This window comes from Brevibacillus sp. HB1.1, from assembly GCF_013332445.1.
In the GTDB taxonomy this organism is placed as follows: domain Bacteria; phylum Bacillota; class Bacilli; order Brevibacillales; family Brevibacillaceae; genus Brevibacillus; species Brevibacillus porteri.
Genome location: NZ_JABMIV010000007.1, coordinates 234931 through 249886, shown reverse-complemented (window position 1 = coordinate 249886; position 14956 = coordinate 234931). Strand labels below are relative to the sequence as shown.

Sequence of the window (14956 nt, the reverse complement as noted above, 5' to 3'; positions counted from 1 at the left end):
TTAGCCTGCTACTTGGACGTCCTGCTTGACGACAGCAAAAGCATTTTGCTCTTCATCTTTGTACGGATAATACACAACGAGTGTAAAATCTCCCTCGACAAACTCACCGGTCTCCATCCATCTTTCAATGTCAAAGGTCACTTTGGCAGTCAGCGTGTGCTTGAAGTAATCTTTTTCCAACGCAGCATGTGCCGCAAAATCATCGCGGAGTCGCTCACGCTGCTCGGTTAGGACAGCGAACGTCTGTTGCATCTCTTCCTTGTCCATGACATCCTCCCACCACAGCTTGCGCGGGCGATGCTTCTGATTTCGCAGGAAATCGAATTTCATCATGCTGAGCACATGCCCCATACCGTCCACTTGCTGGATTTGCAAAAACTTCTGCAAACGCACGAACAAATCCTCTAATTGATGACCGATACGGCTCCAGCCTTGATTTTCCCAATAGTCGCCAAATGTCTGGAAGAAGTCAAAAGCTGTTTCAAATTGATTCGCCAACAGCCACTCCACTGTATAGTCCATCCGGTGCGCATTCCAGTACTTTTCTAGAATGTCTTCTACACGCTTGATTTTTTGCATGTCATCAAAGGAAAGGACATTGTTCCCCAAAATTTCGTAAGGAGCCTCATCCATAAAAACATAGCCGTGATTAGCCGCACGCGCACGAACACCTGTCCCTCGCAGCATTTTCAAAAAGCCGAGCTGAAGCTCTTCCGGGCGTAAACCAAACACGTCATTAAAGGTTTTGCGGAAGGATGCATAATCTTCCTCAGGCAAACCAGCGATCAAGTCCAGATGCTGATCGATTTTTTTCGAATCCTTGATCTGTGTCACTGTCCGCGCAAGACGATCGAAACGCTGAATCCGCTGAACAAGGCGGTTCGTTTCATCATTTGTGGACTGAACCCCAATCTCGAAGCGGAAAATGCCTGGAGGTGCATTCTCGGTCAAGAAGTCGAGTACGTCCGCGCGCAAAATGTCTGCCGTGATCTCGAATTGAAAGACTGTGCCATTGTGGTTGTCGATCAAAAACTGAAAGATTTCCAACGCATATTTTTTATTGATGTTAAACGTGCGATCCACGAACTTGATCGTTTTGACCCCGTGATTGATCAAGCGCATGAGATCTTCTTTCACTCGTTCCAGACTGAAATAGCGTACGCCGTCTTCAATCGAAGACAGACAGTATTGGCATTTGAACGGACACCCACGGGACGCCTCAAAATAGACGACGCGGTTGTTCAGCTCGTCCAGATGGTCCGCGTATGGGGAAGGAATGCTGTCCATCTCTTCCACTTGCGCACGCGGCATGGAAAAACGCACGTACTCCTCTTCGCGATAAGCGATCCCGGCTACATCACGCAGGCGTGGAGGCTGCTTGGTTTGCAAGGATTCCTGATACACCTGCAAAAGCTCCAAGAAGGTCTGCTCCCCTTCACCAATGCAGATGACATCGATTTCAGGATGCTTCTTCATCCATTCATCCGCATCGTAGGTCACTTCTGGTCCCCCGAGGATAATCGGAACATCCGGGCAAATCTTTTTCAGCGTGCGCATGACACTGAGGGTCTCGCGAATGTTCCAGATATAACAGGAAAATGCAACGACATCCGGCTTGCGCTTGTGTATATCTGCTACTATATTTAACGTTACATCGTTGATGGTATACTCCACCACCTCAATCGAAGGAAATGCTTCCTGGGCATAGCTTCGCAAATAGCGCAAAGCAAGTGAGGAGTGAATAAACTTGGCGTTTAAGGTCGATAGTAAAATCTTCATGGATGGGCCTACTCTCCTTGCAAAATTCGGCACCAAAAAACCATCTGCAATCGATGGTTCATGGTCTGACCGATCTTTATCCTTTCGTAACAGTACCATACGAGACTACTAACGGCAAATCCATCCGCTTACAAGATTGTTGAACCCGAATGGTTACCGATTTAATTCGCGCACCACATGCCCCAGCTCTGGCACGATCAACCGATTCATCGCCAATCGCACCGCACCTGTCGAGCCTGGTGTGGAAAAAATCATCTTCCCTTTCCGTGTCCCTGCAATCGCACGACTGAGCATCGCTGCGGAACCGATGTCTTCTGTAAAGCTCAACATCCGAAACAGCTCGCCAAATCCCGGCATTTCCTTATCAAGCAAGCCAGAAACAGCCTCAAAGGTATTGTCTCTTGGCGAAATGCCAGTACCGCCATTGAGAAGAATGACTTGAACGTCGCCATGTGCGATTCCCGCTTCAATCGCCGCAATGACCTGTTCAGGCTCGTCCTTTACCATTTGATAAAGAGCAACGCTGTGACCGGCTTCAGTCAGAAGCTGCTTCATTAACTGACCGCTTTTATCTGTATCCTCTGTCCGAGTATCGGAAACGGTAATGACCATGCATGTGACTTGCTTGGGCGCTAGCGCCTTGTGTTCCTGCGTACTCATCCGTAATTTCCTCATTTCTTCAATATATATCTTTTTCTCATGATACCATGTTCGAGTTTCCAATACCCTCGTCGTTCCGGCAACAATTTCTTCACTCCCTATACCCGAGATGCTTCGCTTTCCTATATAATGCTGATGACTGCTATTTTTTCGACAGACAAGGAGGCGTGCGCGAATGCCAGAGCGACCTTATTTTTCTTTTCATTTCCACAAACAATCGCACACACCAATCTATGTACAACTCGCTGAACAATTAAAAACAGCGATTCTGCGTGGTGCCTTTCTTGTAGATGGACAACAATTGATATCACTGCGAGATATGAAGACCATTAGCGGGTGCTCGTTGGAGACAGTCAAAAAAGCATACGATCATCTTGCGCTGGAAGGCTGGCTGGAAGCTGTGCACGGTAAAGGCTATTACTTGACGCAGCTTGCCAAAGAAGCTCGTTTGGAAAATCGCCTCCCGCTCACAGATATTCCGATTGCTTCCCTAGCTGATTCCTCCCCTCGTCCAAGCGAAGAGCTGGTGAAGCGTTTGCGTGGTGCTTTTTATGAGAGCCTGACCGTATTGGATGAACCGTCCGCGAAGAAGAAAATCATGCGAACGCAGGCTGCCAAAGTTTTCGCTGATCATCTCAGCCGCAGAGGACTGCCACACTCACCTGAACGACTTCTGCTTTTTAACAGAAGCACGAGCGGCTTCGCCTTTTTAGCACAGCGCATCATGAATGCGCGCGATGTCGTCTATGTGGAGGAGTATAGCTATCCCGTATTCCTGCGCTTACTGAGCCAGTGCGGTATTACGGTTCGCCCGATTCGCATGGATGAAGAAGGCGTCTGTATTCAAGCCCTCAATGAAGAGCAGGAGCATTACCCCGCCAATTGGCTGTTGATTAACCCGCATTACCAATTCCCAACGGGCATCAGCTATTCATTGAAACGAAAGGAAGATCTGCTCGAATGGGCACATAATCATAACGTACGTCTGATTGAAAACGACCATTATGGCGACCTCTGGTTTGAAGAGCCGAGCGTTCCACTGTACCACATGGCTGCGCAGGCAAAAAACTCTATTGAGGTCTACTATTTGCATTCTTTGTCCAAAACACTGGCTCGCGACCTGCAATTGGGCGTGTTGATGCTTCCCTCTGATTTATCGGATGATGAATTGGAGCGCTACAGCCAGCTTGTTTCCATGACCGGAGCGGAACCTTCTCTGCTCGTCGTAGAAGCAGCCGTTCAACTCCTTGATGATCCTTGGTTTTATGAAGAGTTTCTTGCAGATCGACGTTCCCTATTCCAGGCCCGCTTCCTGCGACTCTGGCAAGAAAGACGGCAAGCACTCCCCGATCATGCGCGGATGTTCCCCATCACAGGCGGCTTAAATACATGGATCAAATGGGGCACGCCAACCGCAAGAGCAACCGAACAGGAAGAGAGAGTCGTCGCTATTCTGCGGGAGGAAGGTCTCGAGTTGACAGGCGGCCATGCCTTTCGCGTAGCGGATGAGCCTGACGATATTCTGCGCTGCCCGGCTGTCCGTTTCCCGCTTGCTCCATTGGAAGAGCGAGAGTTGAAACATTGGCTTCACCGATTGGGCGCTGCTCTTCTTCGGTAAGTTTTCCAAGGGAAATGCCATACTAAGAGATGGGTTTCCCTTCTTCTCATACACAAGACTCGAAAAAAGCCGAGGTATAACCTGCTATGATTAAAAAAATCGTAGAAAAGCTTCACCTTGATCCACCAAAAACGCTTGTACTTGGGTTTGCCTTGATTATTTTCCTGGGTACGCTGCTTTTGACACTCCCGGTCTCTACCGTTGATGGACTTGGCCTGTATTGGCTTGATGCTCTGTTTACGGCCACCTCTGCTACGTGCGTAACAGGCTTAGTTGTCGTCGATACTGGAACGACCTTCACTACCTTTGGTCAGCTCGTCATTTTGTCGCTCATTCAAATTGGCGGACTTGGCTTTATGACATTCGCTACCTTTTTCGCACTGATTATGCGTAAAAAAATCTCATTGCGTGAACGGCTCATCCTTCAAGAATCACTGAATCAGATATCGATAGAAGGGGTCGTACGTTTAGCTAAAATGATTTTGATTTTTACTGCCGTCACTGAGTTTATAGGTGGAGTGCTTCTCTCTATTCGTTTTGCCTTTGACTTTCCTCTGTCAAAGGCGATCTACTTCGGCTTTTTCCATGCGATTTCTAATTTTAATAACGCTGGATTTGACCTGATGGGCGATTTCGCCAGCTTAACAGCTTATGTAGATGATCTGCTCGTCAATCTCGTCGTCTGTTTGATGATCATTCTTGGTGGTATTGGTTTCATTGTTGTGAGTGAGTTATACGATTATCGTCAAACCCGTCGCCTGTCTTTACATACGAAAGTGGTATTGGCAACAACCGGTCTCTTGATTACGGCTGGGACCGTGCTTATCTTCATTTTGGAGTACAACAATCCGAAGACCTTGCAGCCCCTTTCCATGATGGGCAAAGTGCTTGGCTCCTTTTATCAGTCAGTTACACCTCGTACGGCAGGTTCGAACACATTGAATATCGGGGATATGTATCAGTCTTCACTTTTCCTCATTATTATCCTGATGTTCATCGGTGCATCTCCGGGCTCAACGGGAGGCGGAATCAAGACGACAACCTTTGCCACACTGCTTGGTGCTGTTATCGCCCAAATTAAAGGAAAGGAAGATGTCATTTTCTTCCGCCAACGCATCCTGCCTCACATGGTCTACAAATCACTGACGCTGACCATGATCGCTCTGTCCATTGTACTTGTCATGACGATGGTGCTCTCGATTACGGAGACAACCGCCCGATTCGAAATGATCCTGTTCGAGGTCACTTCCGCGTTTGCTACGACTGGACTATCCATGGGGCTGACCCCTCATCTGACTCCGATCGGAAAAACGCTGATCGTATTGACGATGTTTGCTGGTCGGGTGGGACCACTCACGATTGCCTTTGCCCTCGCACAGCGCAAACAAAAGGAATACTTCCGCTATCCGAAAGGGAAGATCACGATCGGATAAACCGTATAAAAATGGAGAAAACCCTGCCAAAGCACCCGAAGGACTTTGGCAGGGTTTCGTTTTGTATGATTTATTGTTTTTGCCACTGTGTGGACAGCTCGTCGCGAACCAGTTGGCCCATCTCGATTGTACCAATCGCTTTGCTTCTGTCTGCCGCGATATCGCCAGTGCGATGTCCTGCTTCCAGTACGGACCAAACTGCGTTTTCCACTGCTGCTGCCGCTTCATCCATACCGAGCGAGAGACGAAGCATCATCGCTACGGACAAAATGGTTGCCAGCGGATTGGCAATGCCTTTTCCAGCAATGTCAGGGGCAGAGCCATGAACCGGTTCATACAGGCCAAAACTGCCTGCTGCCAAACTCGCCGAGGACAGCATCCCAATCGAACCCGTCAGCATCGCTGCCTGATCGCTCAAGATGTCGCCGAACATGTTTTCCGTCACGATGACGTCAAACTGCTTTGGTTCACGTACGAGTTGCATCGCGCAGGAGTCTACCAACTGGTGAGACAGCTCTACATCTGGATAGTCCGCCGCTACTCGCTCGGCTACCTTGCGCCAGAGGCGGGAGCTTTCGAGGACGTTCGCCTTATCTACAGATACGAGACGCTTTTGGCGTTTGCGCGCAATGTCGAAACCGACTCGAATGATTCGCTCGACTTCTGCTTCATGATAGATGCACTGATCTTCTGCGACTTCACCGTTTGGACCGTCATAGCGTTTTTTCTCACCGAAATAAATCCCCCCGGTCAGTTCACGTACAACGATCAAGTCAACGCCAGAAACGACTTCTGGTTTGAGGGAGGAAGCATCGACCAGAGAGCTGTGCATGGTAGCTGGGCGAATGTTCGCAAACAAACCGAGTGCTTTGCGAATACCGAGCAGCCCTGTTTCTGGGCGAAGATTCCCAGGATTCTGGTCCCACTTCGGTCCGCCAACAGCTCCTAAGAGCACAGCATCCGCTTGCTTAGCCAGCGTTACCGTTTCTTCTGGCAACGGTGTTCCATCCGTATCGATTGCGATACCACCGATCCGGCCTTCTTCACATGTAAAAGTGACTCCTTCAAGTTCCCCTACGAGTGTAAGGACTTTGACCGCTTCCTGCATGATTTCTGGTCCAATACCGTCTCCAGGAAGAACGGCGATGCGATAGTTTTTCTTCATCGTTTATCCCTTTTCTATACGTAATGGTTTCCGAACGCTGCTGGTTCCTATGATCCTATCCACATTTGACCTATCTTTATATCGTTGCACTGACGGGCGTAGGTTCGCCACGACGCTCCATGATCTTGTTCACTGCCCGTACGTAGGCGATCGCGCTCGCTTCTAGCACATCTGTGCTCACGCCGCGGCCGGTAACGATCAGATCGCCTTGCTGTAGACGAACGAACACCTCACCCAGCGCATCTTGTCCGTGAGTAACAGAAAGGATTTTGTAATCGACGAGGGAGACTTCTTCTCCAGTAGCGCGGTCAATCGCTTTGTAGATGGAATCAACCGATCCATTTCCACATGCGGCTTCTTCGCATACTGATCCGTCGGCACGAACCAGTCGCACACTCGCTGTCGGAACGGAAATGTTGCCGTAAGCGAGCTGTACGGATTCCAGCTGGAATGCTTCTGGTCCGCGAACCATTTTGGAGTCTACCAGAGCGAGAATGTCGTCATCCGTGATTTCTTTCTTCTTGTCGCACAATACTTTGAACGCTGCAAACGCTACATTTACCTCTTCTTGCTCCAAGTGATAGCCCAGATCAACCAGCTTTTCCTTGAAAGCATGACGCCCAGAGTGCTTGCCAAGAACCAGTTTGTTTGACTTGAAGCCGACCGATTCCGGACGGATAATTTCGTACGTGGTGACTTCTTTTAACACACCATCCTGGTGAATACCGGACTCGTGCGCAAAAGCATTTGCCCCCACGACTGCTTTATTCCCTGGCACGATCATCCCTGTCAAACGGCTCACTAGCTGGCTGGTCCGTGCGATTTCTTTCAAATTCAGCTTGGTCGTCGCCTGGTAGTAATCCTTGCGCGTCTCCAATGCAAGCGCCACTTCTTCCAGAGCAGCATTTCCAGCGCGCTCTCCGATTCCATTGATGGTGCCCTCGACCTGCGTAGCTCCACCCTCGACTGCAGCGAGACTGTTGGCGACTGCCATCCCGAGGTCATCGTGGCAATGGCAGCTCAGACGAATCAGATCGGTAGAAGGCACGCGTTTTTTCAGCTCACGGAAAATGTTTCCGTACTGATACGGCGTCATGTAGCCAACCGTATCTGGAATATTTACCGTAGTAGCCCCTGCCTTGATGACCGCCTCTACAACCTCTGCCAAAAAGTCGATCTCGGTACGCGCCGCATCCTCTGCGGAAAACTGAACTTCCGTAAAGTACTTTTTCGCATAAGTAACTGCCTCCACCGCCCGAGCAAGGACTTCTTCCTTGCTCATGTTCAGCTTGAACTGACGGTGAATCGGAGATGTTGCGAGAAAGACGTGGAGGGAAGCGTTTTGTGCGTTGCGAAGCGCTTCGTATGCCTTATCCATGTCGTCTTTTACGGCACGAGCCAGACTGACGACGGTTGCATTCTTCACCCGTTTTGCAACTTCGGCCACAGACTTTTGGTCACCAGGGGAGGCAGCAGCGAAGCCCGCCTCAATTCTGTTTACGCCCAGCTTCTCGAGTTGAAGGGCGATCTCCACCTTTTCGTTCGTGCTAATATTGACGCCCGGAGACTGCTCCCCATCACGCAGTGTCGTATCAAAAATCTCAATGGTCCGCATGAACTTTTCACCTCCACATTTTTCCCTACATTATATATAGATTTTGTATACGGCAATTATTGGCCGATTTTCGCTTCTTCTTTTTTCGTGTCTTTGTTGATCCAAGACATCATGCCACGCAGCTGCTCTCCTACTACCTCGATGCCATGCTCGGATTCCAGACGACGACGGGAAGTGAAGCCAGGACGGTTTGCTTGGTTTTCCAAGATCCAATTGCGAGCGAATGTACCGTCTTGGATTTCAGCCAGTACTTTTTTCATTTCTTTGCGAGTTTCATCTGTGATGATGCGACGACCTGTGCTGTAGTCACCGTACTCAGCAGTGTCACTGATGGAGTAGCGCATACGAGCCAAACCACCCTCGTACATCAGGTCAACGATCAGCTTCAGCTCATGCAAGCACTCGAAGTAGGCGATCTCAGGAGCATAACCTGCTTCCACCAATGTATCGAAGCCTGCTTTTACCAGCTCACTTGCGCCACCGCACAATACTGCTTGCTCACCGAACAGGTCTGTTTCTGTCTCTTCACGGAAAGATGTTTCGATTACGCCTGCTTTTGTGCAACCGATACCGCTGGAATAGGCGAGTGCAAGGTCCTTCGCATTGCCAGTAGCATCTTGGTAGATCGCGATCAGACCAGGTACGCCAAAGCCTTCTTGGTATACGCGGCGAACGAGGTGACCCGGGCTTTTTGGAGCTGCCATGATTACGTCGACATCAGCTGGTGGCACGATTTGCGCGTAGTGGATGTTGAATCCGTGAGAGAAGCACAGGGCAGCGCCGGATTTCAGGTTTGGCGCGATCTCGTCGCGGTATACTTGTGCTTGACGCTCATCTGGCATCAGGATTTGAACCACGTCAGCGCGTTTGGTTGCTTCTGCTACAGTCAAAACTTCAAAACCGTCTTTTGCTGCTACATCCCAAGATTTACCTGGACGAAGACCAACAACTACTTTATAACCGCTGTCGCGCAGGTTTTGTGCTTGTGCATGACCTTGGCTACCGTAGCCGATGATTGCAATTGTTTTTCCACGCAGTACCTCTTGTTTTACGTCTGCTTCATAATACATTTTTACCATTTGTATAGCCTCCCTAAAAATGTTTAGTTTGAATTTTTATTCTGAAATTTGGCAATTTAAACCGTTGCTGCGGCTGTTGCTGGAACAATACTGCGCGCCATCGCTACTGAACCCGTTCTTGTCAGTTCAATAACGCCGTAGCTTTGTAATAGAACGAGCAGCGCATCAATCTTTTCGGTGTCACCCGTTACTTGCACGATCAGTGAGCTAGGACCCACATCAACGATCGCGGCACGGAACGGCTCGACAATTCCGTTTAACTCTGCCAGCTGGCTAGGCGATGCCGTCACTTTAATCAGCGCCAGTTCCCGTGATACAAAAGGGTTCTCACTGAGATTCGTGACGGAGATGACATCGATCAGCTTGTGCAATTGCTTCATGAGCTGATTGATTTGGCGGTCATCTCCTCCGGTTGTAATGATCATCCGGGACAGCCCCTGTTCTTCCGTGCCTCCCACCGTAATGCTGTCGATGTTGAAGCCACGCTGGCCGAACAGTGTCGCCACTCTGGTCAAAACGCCTGGTTGGTCGTTGACGAGTACGGAAATGGTATGTCGCTGCATCCTAATCGTCCCCCAATTCCATCTGATCTAGTGTGTTGCCTGATGCAACCATCGGATATACGTTTTCTTCCTGTGCAACGCGGAAGTCCACCACGACTGGTCCATCATGCGCAAGCGCTTCTGCCCAAACTGCTTCGGCTTCTTCCGGCGTGCTTGCTCGCAAGCCTTTTACGCCATATGCTTCCGCCAGCTTGACAAAATCTGGGCTGCAGGTCAGATCGATTTGGCTGTAGCGATTATCGTAGAAGAGCTCCTGCCATTGACGAACCATTCCCAAGCACTGGTTGTTTACAATCGCTACTTTGACCGGAATGTTGTATTGGGAGACGATTGCCAGCTCCTGGTTGGTCATCTGGAATCCGCCATCCCCAACGACGGAGATTACCGTGCGATCCGGGTGAGCGATCTGTGCGCCAATTGCTGCCGGAAAGCCAAAGCCCATCGTGCCGAGACCACCGGAAGAAATAAAGGAGCGCGGGTGCTTGAACTTATAGTATTGAGCTGTCCACATCTGGTGTTGTCCAACGTCTGTTGTGACGATCGCTTCCCCATCTGTGGAGTTGTACAAGAGTTCAATGACTGCTTGTGGCTTCAATACGTCGCCATCTTTTTTGTACTTGTACGGATATTGTTCTCGCCACTCTTTCAACTGGCTGATCCACGCTTCCGAATCACAAGCTTTTGCGAGCGGAATTGCTTTTTCCAGCGTGCTCTTCACGTCGCCCGCTACTGTGACGGCTGTCTCAACGTTTTTCCCCAGCTCTGCTGGATCGATGTCGACATGTACGATGCGTGCTTTTGGTGCGAACTCCTTCGTGCGTCCCATCGTGATCCGATCATCAAAGCGTGCTCCCAGACCAATCACACAATCCGCATTCAAGAGCGCTTGGTTCGCTGTGTAATTTCCGTGCATACCTGGCATTGCCAGCGACAACTCGTGTGTTCCAGGGAAACCACCCAATCCCATGAAGGTGTTGATCACCGGGATGCGTGTTTTTTCTGCAAAGTCGCGCAATTCTTTCTCTGCTTGAGCTGCAATGATTCCCCCACCCGCCAAAATGACTGGACGCTTCGCTTCGCTAACGGCTTTGACAAACTCTTGTACTTCTTCGTCGCTTGGTACGAGTGAAGCGCGGTAGCCGCGAATCTCCACTTGATCCGGGTAGGTAAATGGTGCCTTCGCATTGGCGACGTCTTTAGGAATGTCGATCAATACTGGGCCCGGACGACCGGTTGTCGCGATGTGGAAAGCTTCCTTCACCATCCGTGGAAGATCGCGAATGTCGCGGACAAAGTAGCTGTGCTTGGTAATCGGGATGGTAATTCCCGTAATATTCGCTTCTTGGAACGCGTCGGTACCAATCAGCGACTGTGCCACGTTACCTGTGATGCAGACCAGCGGAACCGAGTCCATCTGAGCGGTTGCAATCCCCGTTACGAGGTTCGTTGCTCCCGGACCGGACGTAGCGATACATACACCCGGTTTGCCTGTCGCTCGGGCATATCCATCAGCAGCGTGGATAGCGCCTTGCTCGTGGCGAGTCAAAATGTGCTTGAAGTAGCTCCCGTACAGGGAGTCATAAATGGGGAGAACCGCCCCGCCTGGATAGCCGAAAATGTATTCGACCTGCTCCAGGATCAAACAGCGCAGCAGCGTTTCTGCTCCTGTCACTTCTTCCCCGAACTGAATCGGTGGAATGCCGTTCTTTTTCTGCAATTCGGCCATTTCAACACTCATTGACCTCTCCTCCTCCCAATTCTCAACAGGTATTGAAAATAACTATAGACACATAGAAAAACCCTTTCGCCCCGACACGGTTTTATTTCCATGTCTTTTGGGGCGAAAGGGTTCGCGGTACCACCCAACTTTATCGGCGCCTCACGGTCAGCCGATCTCAGCCAGTCACAGCAAATGTGGACTGTAACACGTTAACGGGTGTTAAGCGGTTTGGCCTACTACCTGCAAGGCAAGTTTCAGCAAAACGGCTCAGAGGTGAGCAATGCGACATACCCTATACCCGTTTCTCAGCATCAGGGCTCTCTGTAAAAGGGGTAACGCGCACCATCCTCGTCATGGCCTACTATTAAAACAATATTTTCAATATTGTTGTTGTCAGAATAAAGTGTTACGTCTGATTATAGCTAGGCACCTAGGGGGTGTCAACGAAAACAAAAAGATTTTACTGGACTTTCGTCCGAACGAATGCTCAGTTGGAAATGGCTTTACAGCGCGGTTTTTGCGTGAAAGCGGATACAAGAAAAAGAAAACTCGTCCTGTTTTTGCATCGGAAAAAGAACGGCATTGCCGTCCCTCTCCTGCTTTTTCGGTTCCGTTTTATTGCGGGGATTTCAATCCCTCTATCAAAATCGTTGCGACTTCCGGACGTGTAAATTCCAGAGGTGGCGTGATCCCGTTTCTCAACATTTCCCTCACTTTTGTTCCCGATAAGGTCATATGAGATTCTTTGTCATGCGGGCACGTTTTGGTCGTTGCCATCCCTTGGCATGCCTTGCAGTAAAAGCTGTGCTCAAAAAAGAGCAGCTGGATACCGAGCTCACCTGGGACAAACTCGGAAAAGATGTGTTGCGCATCATACGTGCCGTAGTAATCACCTACCCCTGCGTGATCGCGGCCGACGATAAAGTGTGTACAACCGTAATTTTTTCGTACCAATGCGTGGAAGACCGCTTCACGCGGACCTGCATATCGCATGGCAGCCGGAAAAGCGCCGAGCAATACACGGTTGTGCGGATAGTAATTTTCGAGAAGGGCGAGATAGCTTTTCATTCGTACTTGTGCAGGAACATCGTCTGATTTCGTTTCCCCCATCAATGGGTTGAGAAAAAGACCATCGACAATCTCTAATGCCGCCTTTTGAATATATTCATGCGCCCGGTGAACGGGATTGCGCGTTTGGAAACCAACCACCGTTTGCCAGCCATTTTCTCGAAATCTTTCTCTCGTTTCTGCCGGCGTCAAATACAAATCAGAGAAGCGCTCAGGCTTAGGCTTTTGCAGTATTTCTACAGGCCCACCCACGTATAGGTTTGGCTTTTCAAACAGCTTTTTCACACCAGGGTGAGCGAGATCCACCGTGCGAAAAACGAGCTCTGCCTCACGCATTTTATCTGGCACAAAGCAGCTTTTCACCTGCAAAATCGCATAGTCCACTCCATCTTCCCCACGTAACAGAATACTGTCCCCGGGTACAAGATCGTCGTGCTCATCTGCATCGACAGCCAATGTCACTGGCAACGGCCAAACCGTTCCATTGGCTAGACGCATCGTTTCCACGACCGTGTGGTAATCCGCCTCTTCCATGAATCCAGCCAGCGGCGAAAATGCTCCGATAGCAAGACATTCGATGTCCGACAGGGTCCATTTGTCCACGATAATGGCCTTTTTGATCCCGTGCGGCAAGATGGTTTGCTTCACATCTTTCCCTCCTGCACTGTTCATTTGTGCAGACCGCATTCGGTCTTTTCGAAGCCAGCCCACCGTCCCGACCGAGAATCTTGGCCAGGCATGACAGCGCGCGTGCATACTCGGCAGCCAATGCTTGGATAGTTTCGGTCGTGCAATGGATTGTAAGGGACATCATGCGCATGGATATATTCCCACACCTGGGCCTCCGTCCAATCTGCTAGCGGATTGAATTTAACCAGGTTGAATTTTTCGTCCCACTCCACTTTTTTGGTATTTGCTCGGGTAGGTGATTGCTCGCGGCGAATGCCCGTAATCCACGCCTGATAGTTGGACAGGACGCGCTTTAACGGCTCTACCTTCCGAATCTCGCAGCAAAGATTCGGTTCCCTCTCCCACAGTTTGTCTCCGTGTTTTTCTGCCTGCTCGGCTAACGTCAACTGTGGCTGCACTTGAATAAATGTCGTGCCGTATCTGGCTTGCAGCTTGTCACGCGTATCATACGTTTCAGCAAAATGAATGTTGGTATCGAGGTAAAATACAGGAATAGTGGGAGCTAATTTGTGCAGCATGTCGATTAAAATGACATCTTCAGCGCCAAAGCTGGCAGCTAGGATTAGACTGGCTGCATAGTTTTCCACTGCGTTCACAAGCACGTCCTGCGGCGCTTGACCTTCCAGTCGGCTTGCCCATTCCTGTATTTCCTCATCCGCCATTTTCTGGCGATTGCTCATCAGCGAAACTCCTCTCTTGCTAGGATTCACCCACCATCATATGCCTAGTGACTGGAAGTGGCGCATCGTCCACCTATATCCAACTCGCCCAAACCAAACGGTCACATCCACTTTTATGAAAAACGTCGAGGCGTTTTTCACAGAAAAAAAGCCGCCAGACAGGGTCTGACAGCTTTCTGCTGCTTTATTTTTCATCTTTTTCGTTTACAGCCGGGGCGAAAATAAACGCAGGGCCGATTTGTTGCGTCTTTTTGGCATCGGTTACTTGAACCGTTTGAACGGTTGGTATCGCATATGAACCAGGGCTTACGAAGGAAGGCGGCACCGAGTAAGAATCATCCTTGTCTTTCGCAAACGCTCCTGGCACGAACATCGCTGAACAGACTATCGCTGTTACACCCATCATCATCCATTTTTGTTTTCTCATCTATGTCTCTCTCCCTATCCAATGTTTTCCTGTAACGCTTTTTATTGTATGGCATTGGGGAGTCTGCTCGACACGGACGAAAGATTGTTTTTTTCTCAGACTTGAGGATTACATCCATTTTATTCCAAACAAAAAGCATCCTGTACGGATGCTTAAAGCCCATTAGTTTTCTTCTTTTTCGTTTACAATTGGAGCGAAAGTAAACGCACTTCCTGCTGTTTGCTTGCCTGCTACCGCATCTGTTTTCTGGACCACTGGAGCCGAGTACGGACCAGGCGCGAAGATAGAAGACGTCACGGAATATGAGTCATCTTTGTCTTTGGCAAACGCCCCTGGCACGAACATCGCTGAACAAACAACTGCTGTAATTCCCATCATCATCCACTTTTGTTTTCTCATTTTGATCTCTCTCCCTATCCAATGTTTTCCTCTTATGGCCTTATTTTAAGGGATCAGCCA

13 protein-coding genes are annotated in these 14956 nt (G+C 49.6%); 2 read left to right on the top strand and 11 right to left on the bottom strand.

Annotation, left to right across the window (positions count from 1 at the left end; genetic code table 11):
• Together HPY27_RS19365 and HPY27_RS19360 are read right to left on the bottom strand one after the other, a co-directional pair.
• On the bottom strand, positions 1-1779 hold the full coding sequence (locus tag HPY27_RS19365; protein ID WP_173622539.1) for a B12-binding domain-containing radical SAM protein: 1779 nt from the start codon (positions 1777-1779) through the stop codon (positions 1-3).
• 153 nt (positions 1780-1932) lie between these two features.
• Positions 1933-2439, bottom strand: a complete 507-nt coding sequence (locus HPY27_RS19360) for a MogA/MoaB family molybdenum cofactor biosynthesis protein (protein ID WP_173622372.1) — start codon at positions 2437-2439, stop codon at positions 1933-1935.
• A gap of 175 nt (positions 2440-2614) precedes the next feature.
• Between HPY27_RS19360 and HPY27_RS19355 the strand changes: the two genes are divergently transcribed.
• Complete coding sequence (locus HPY27_RS19355) at positions 2615-4057, top strand: aminotransferase-like domain-containing protein (RefSeq protein ID WP_174225741.1); 1443 nt, start codon at positions 2615-2617, stop codon at positions 4055-4057.
• Between the two features lie 86 nt (positions 4058-4143).
• Positions 4144-5490 carry a TrkH family potassium uptake protein gene (locus HPY27_RS19350; RefSeq protein ID WP_173622370.1) on the top strand — a complete coding sequence of 449 codons (1347 nt, stop codon included), beginning with the start codon at positions 4144-4146 and terminating at the stop codon, positions 5488-5490.
• A gap of 70 nt (positions 5491-5560) precedes the next feature.
• Here the strand turns inward: HPY27_RS19350 and leuB are convergent, their stop codons facing one another.
• The 9 genes from leuB to HPY27_RS19305 all read right to left on the bottom strand — a co-directional run bounded on the left by leuB (position 5561) and on the right by HPY27_RS19305 (position 14896).
• Positions 5561-6655, bottom strand: coding sequence for a 3-isopropylmalate dehydrogenase (gene leuB, locus HPY27_RS19345; protein ID WP_174225740.1), 1095 nt, complete (start codon positions 6653-6655; stop codon positions 5561-5563).
• Between the two features lie 76 nt (positions 6656-6731).
• Positions 6732-8270, bottom strand: a complete 1539-nt coding sequence (locus tag HPY27_RS19340) for a 2-isopropylmalate synthase (protein WP_017251041.1) — start codon at positions 8268-8270, stop codon at positions 6732-6734.
• A gap of 56 nt (positions 8271-8326) precedes the next feature.
• A complete protein-coding gene (gene ilvC, locus HPY27_RS19335; protein WP_007728552.1) occupies positions 8327-9349 on the bottom strand; it encodes a ketol-acid reductoisomerase in 1023 nt (340 codons plus the stop codon).
• Positions 9350-9405: 56 nt separating this feature from the next.
• The gene (gene ilvN / locus HPY27_RS19330) at positions 9406-9912 is read right to left on the bottom strand and encodes an acetolactate synthase small subunit (RefSeq protein ID WP_017251040.1); all 507 of its coding nucleotides are present in this window, start codon (positions 9910-9912) and stop codon (positions 9406-9408) included.
• 1 nt (position 9913) lies between these two features.
• Positions 9914-11650: a biosynthetic-type acetolactate synthase large subunit gene (ilvB, locus tag HPY27_RS19325; protein ID WP_174225739.1), complete on the bottom strand. Its 1737-nt coding sequence runs from the start codon at positions 11648-11650 to the stop codon at positions 9914-9916.
• A gap of 597 nt (positions 11651-12247) precedes the next feature.
• A complete protein-coding gene (sat, locus tag HPY27_RS19320) occupies positions 12248-13387 on the bottom strand; it encodes a sulfate adenylyltransferase (RefSeq protein ID WP_017251038.1) in 1140 nt (379 codons plus the stop codon).
• Positions 13369-14070 carry a phosphoadenylyl-sulfate reductase gene (locus HPY27_RS19315; RefSeq protein ID WP_174225738.1) on the bottom strand — a complete coding sequence of 234 codons (702 nt, stop codon included), beginning with the start codon at positions 14068-14070 and terminating at the stop codon, positions 13369-13371. Before HPY27_RS19315 ends, sat begins: the two co-directional genes overlap by 19 nt.
• 184 nt (positions 14071-14254) lie before the next feature.
• Entirely contained in the window at positions 14255-14497 is a 243-nt protein-coding gene (locus tag HPY27_RS19310; RefSeq protein WP_174225737.1) for a hypothetical protein, read from the bottom strand.
• A gap of 162 nt (positions 14498-14659) precedes the next feature.
• Positions 14660-14896, bottom strand: coding sequence for a hypothetical protein (locus tag HPY27_RS19305; RefSeq protein ID WP_017251034.1), 237 nt, complete (start codon positions 14894-14896; stop codon positions 14660-14662).
• Between the last annotated feature and the right edge of the window lie 60 nt (positions 14897-14956).

Coding starts and splice junctions, on each gene's coding strand:
- HPY27_RS19340 (WP_017251041.1), bottom strand. CDS start 8,270: ATGCGGACCATTGAGATTTTTGATACGACACTGCGTGATGGGGAGCAG.
- HPY27_RS19305 (WP_017251034.1), bottom strand. CDS start 14,896: ATGAGAAAACAAAAGTGGATGATGATGGGAATTACAGCAGTTGTTTGT.
- HPY27_RS19350 (WP_173622370.1), top strand. CDS start 4,144: ATGATTAAAAAAATCGTAGAAAAGCTTCACCTTGATCCACCAAAAACG.
- HPY27_RS19310 (WP_174225737.1), bottom strand. CDS start 14,497: ATGAGAAAACAAAAATGGATGATGATGGGTGTAACAGCGATAGTCTGT.
- sat (WP_017251038.1), bottom strand. CDS start 13,387: ATGCGGTCTGCACAAATGAACAGTGCAGGAGGGAAAGATGTGAAGCAA.
- HPY27_RS19365 (WP_173622539.1), bottom strand. CDS start 1,779: ATGAAGATTTTACTATCGACCTTAAACGCCAAGTTTATTCACTCCTCA.
- HPY27_RS19360 (WP_173622372.1), bottom strand. CDS start 2,439: ATGAGTACGCAGGAACACAAGGCGCTAGCGCCCAAGCAAGTCACATGC.
- ilvC (WP_007728552.1), bottom strand. CDS start 9,349: ATGGTAAAAATGTATTATGAAGCAGACGTAAAACAAGAGGTACTGCGT.
- HPY27_RS19355 (WP_174225741.1), top strand. CDS start 2,615: ATGCCAGAGCGACCTTATTTTTCTTTTCATTTCCACAAACAATCGCAC.
- ilvB (WP_174225739.1), bottom strand. CDS start 11,650: ATGAGTGTTGAAATGGCCGAATTGCAGAAAAAGAACGGCATTCCACCG.
- ilvN (WP_017251040.1), bottom strand. CDS start 9,912: ATGCAGCGACATACCATTTCCGTACTCGTCAACGACCAACCAGGCGTT.
- HPY27_RS19315 (WP_174225738.1), bottom strand. CDS start 14,070: ATGAGCAATCGCCAGAAAATGGCGGATGAGGAAATACAGGAATGGGCA.
- leuB (WP_174225740.1), bottom strand. CDS start 6,655: ATGAAGAAAAACTATCGCATCGCCGTTCTTCCTGGAGACGGTATTGGA.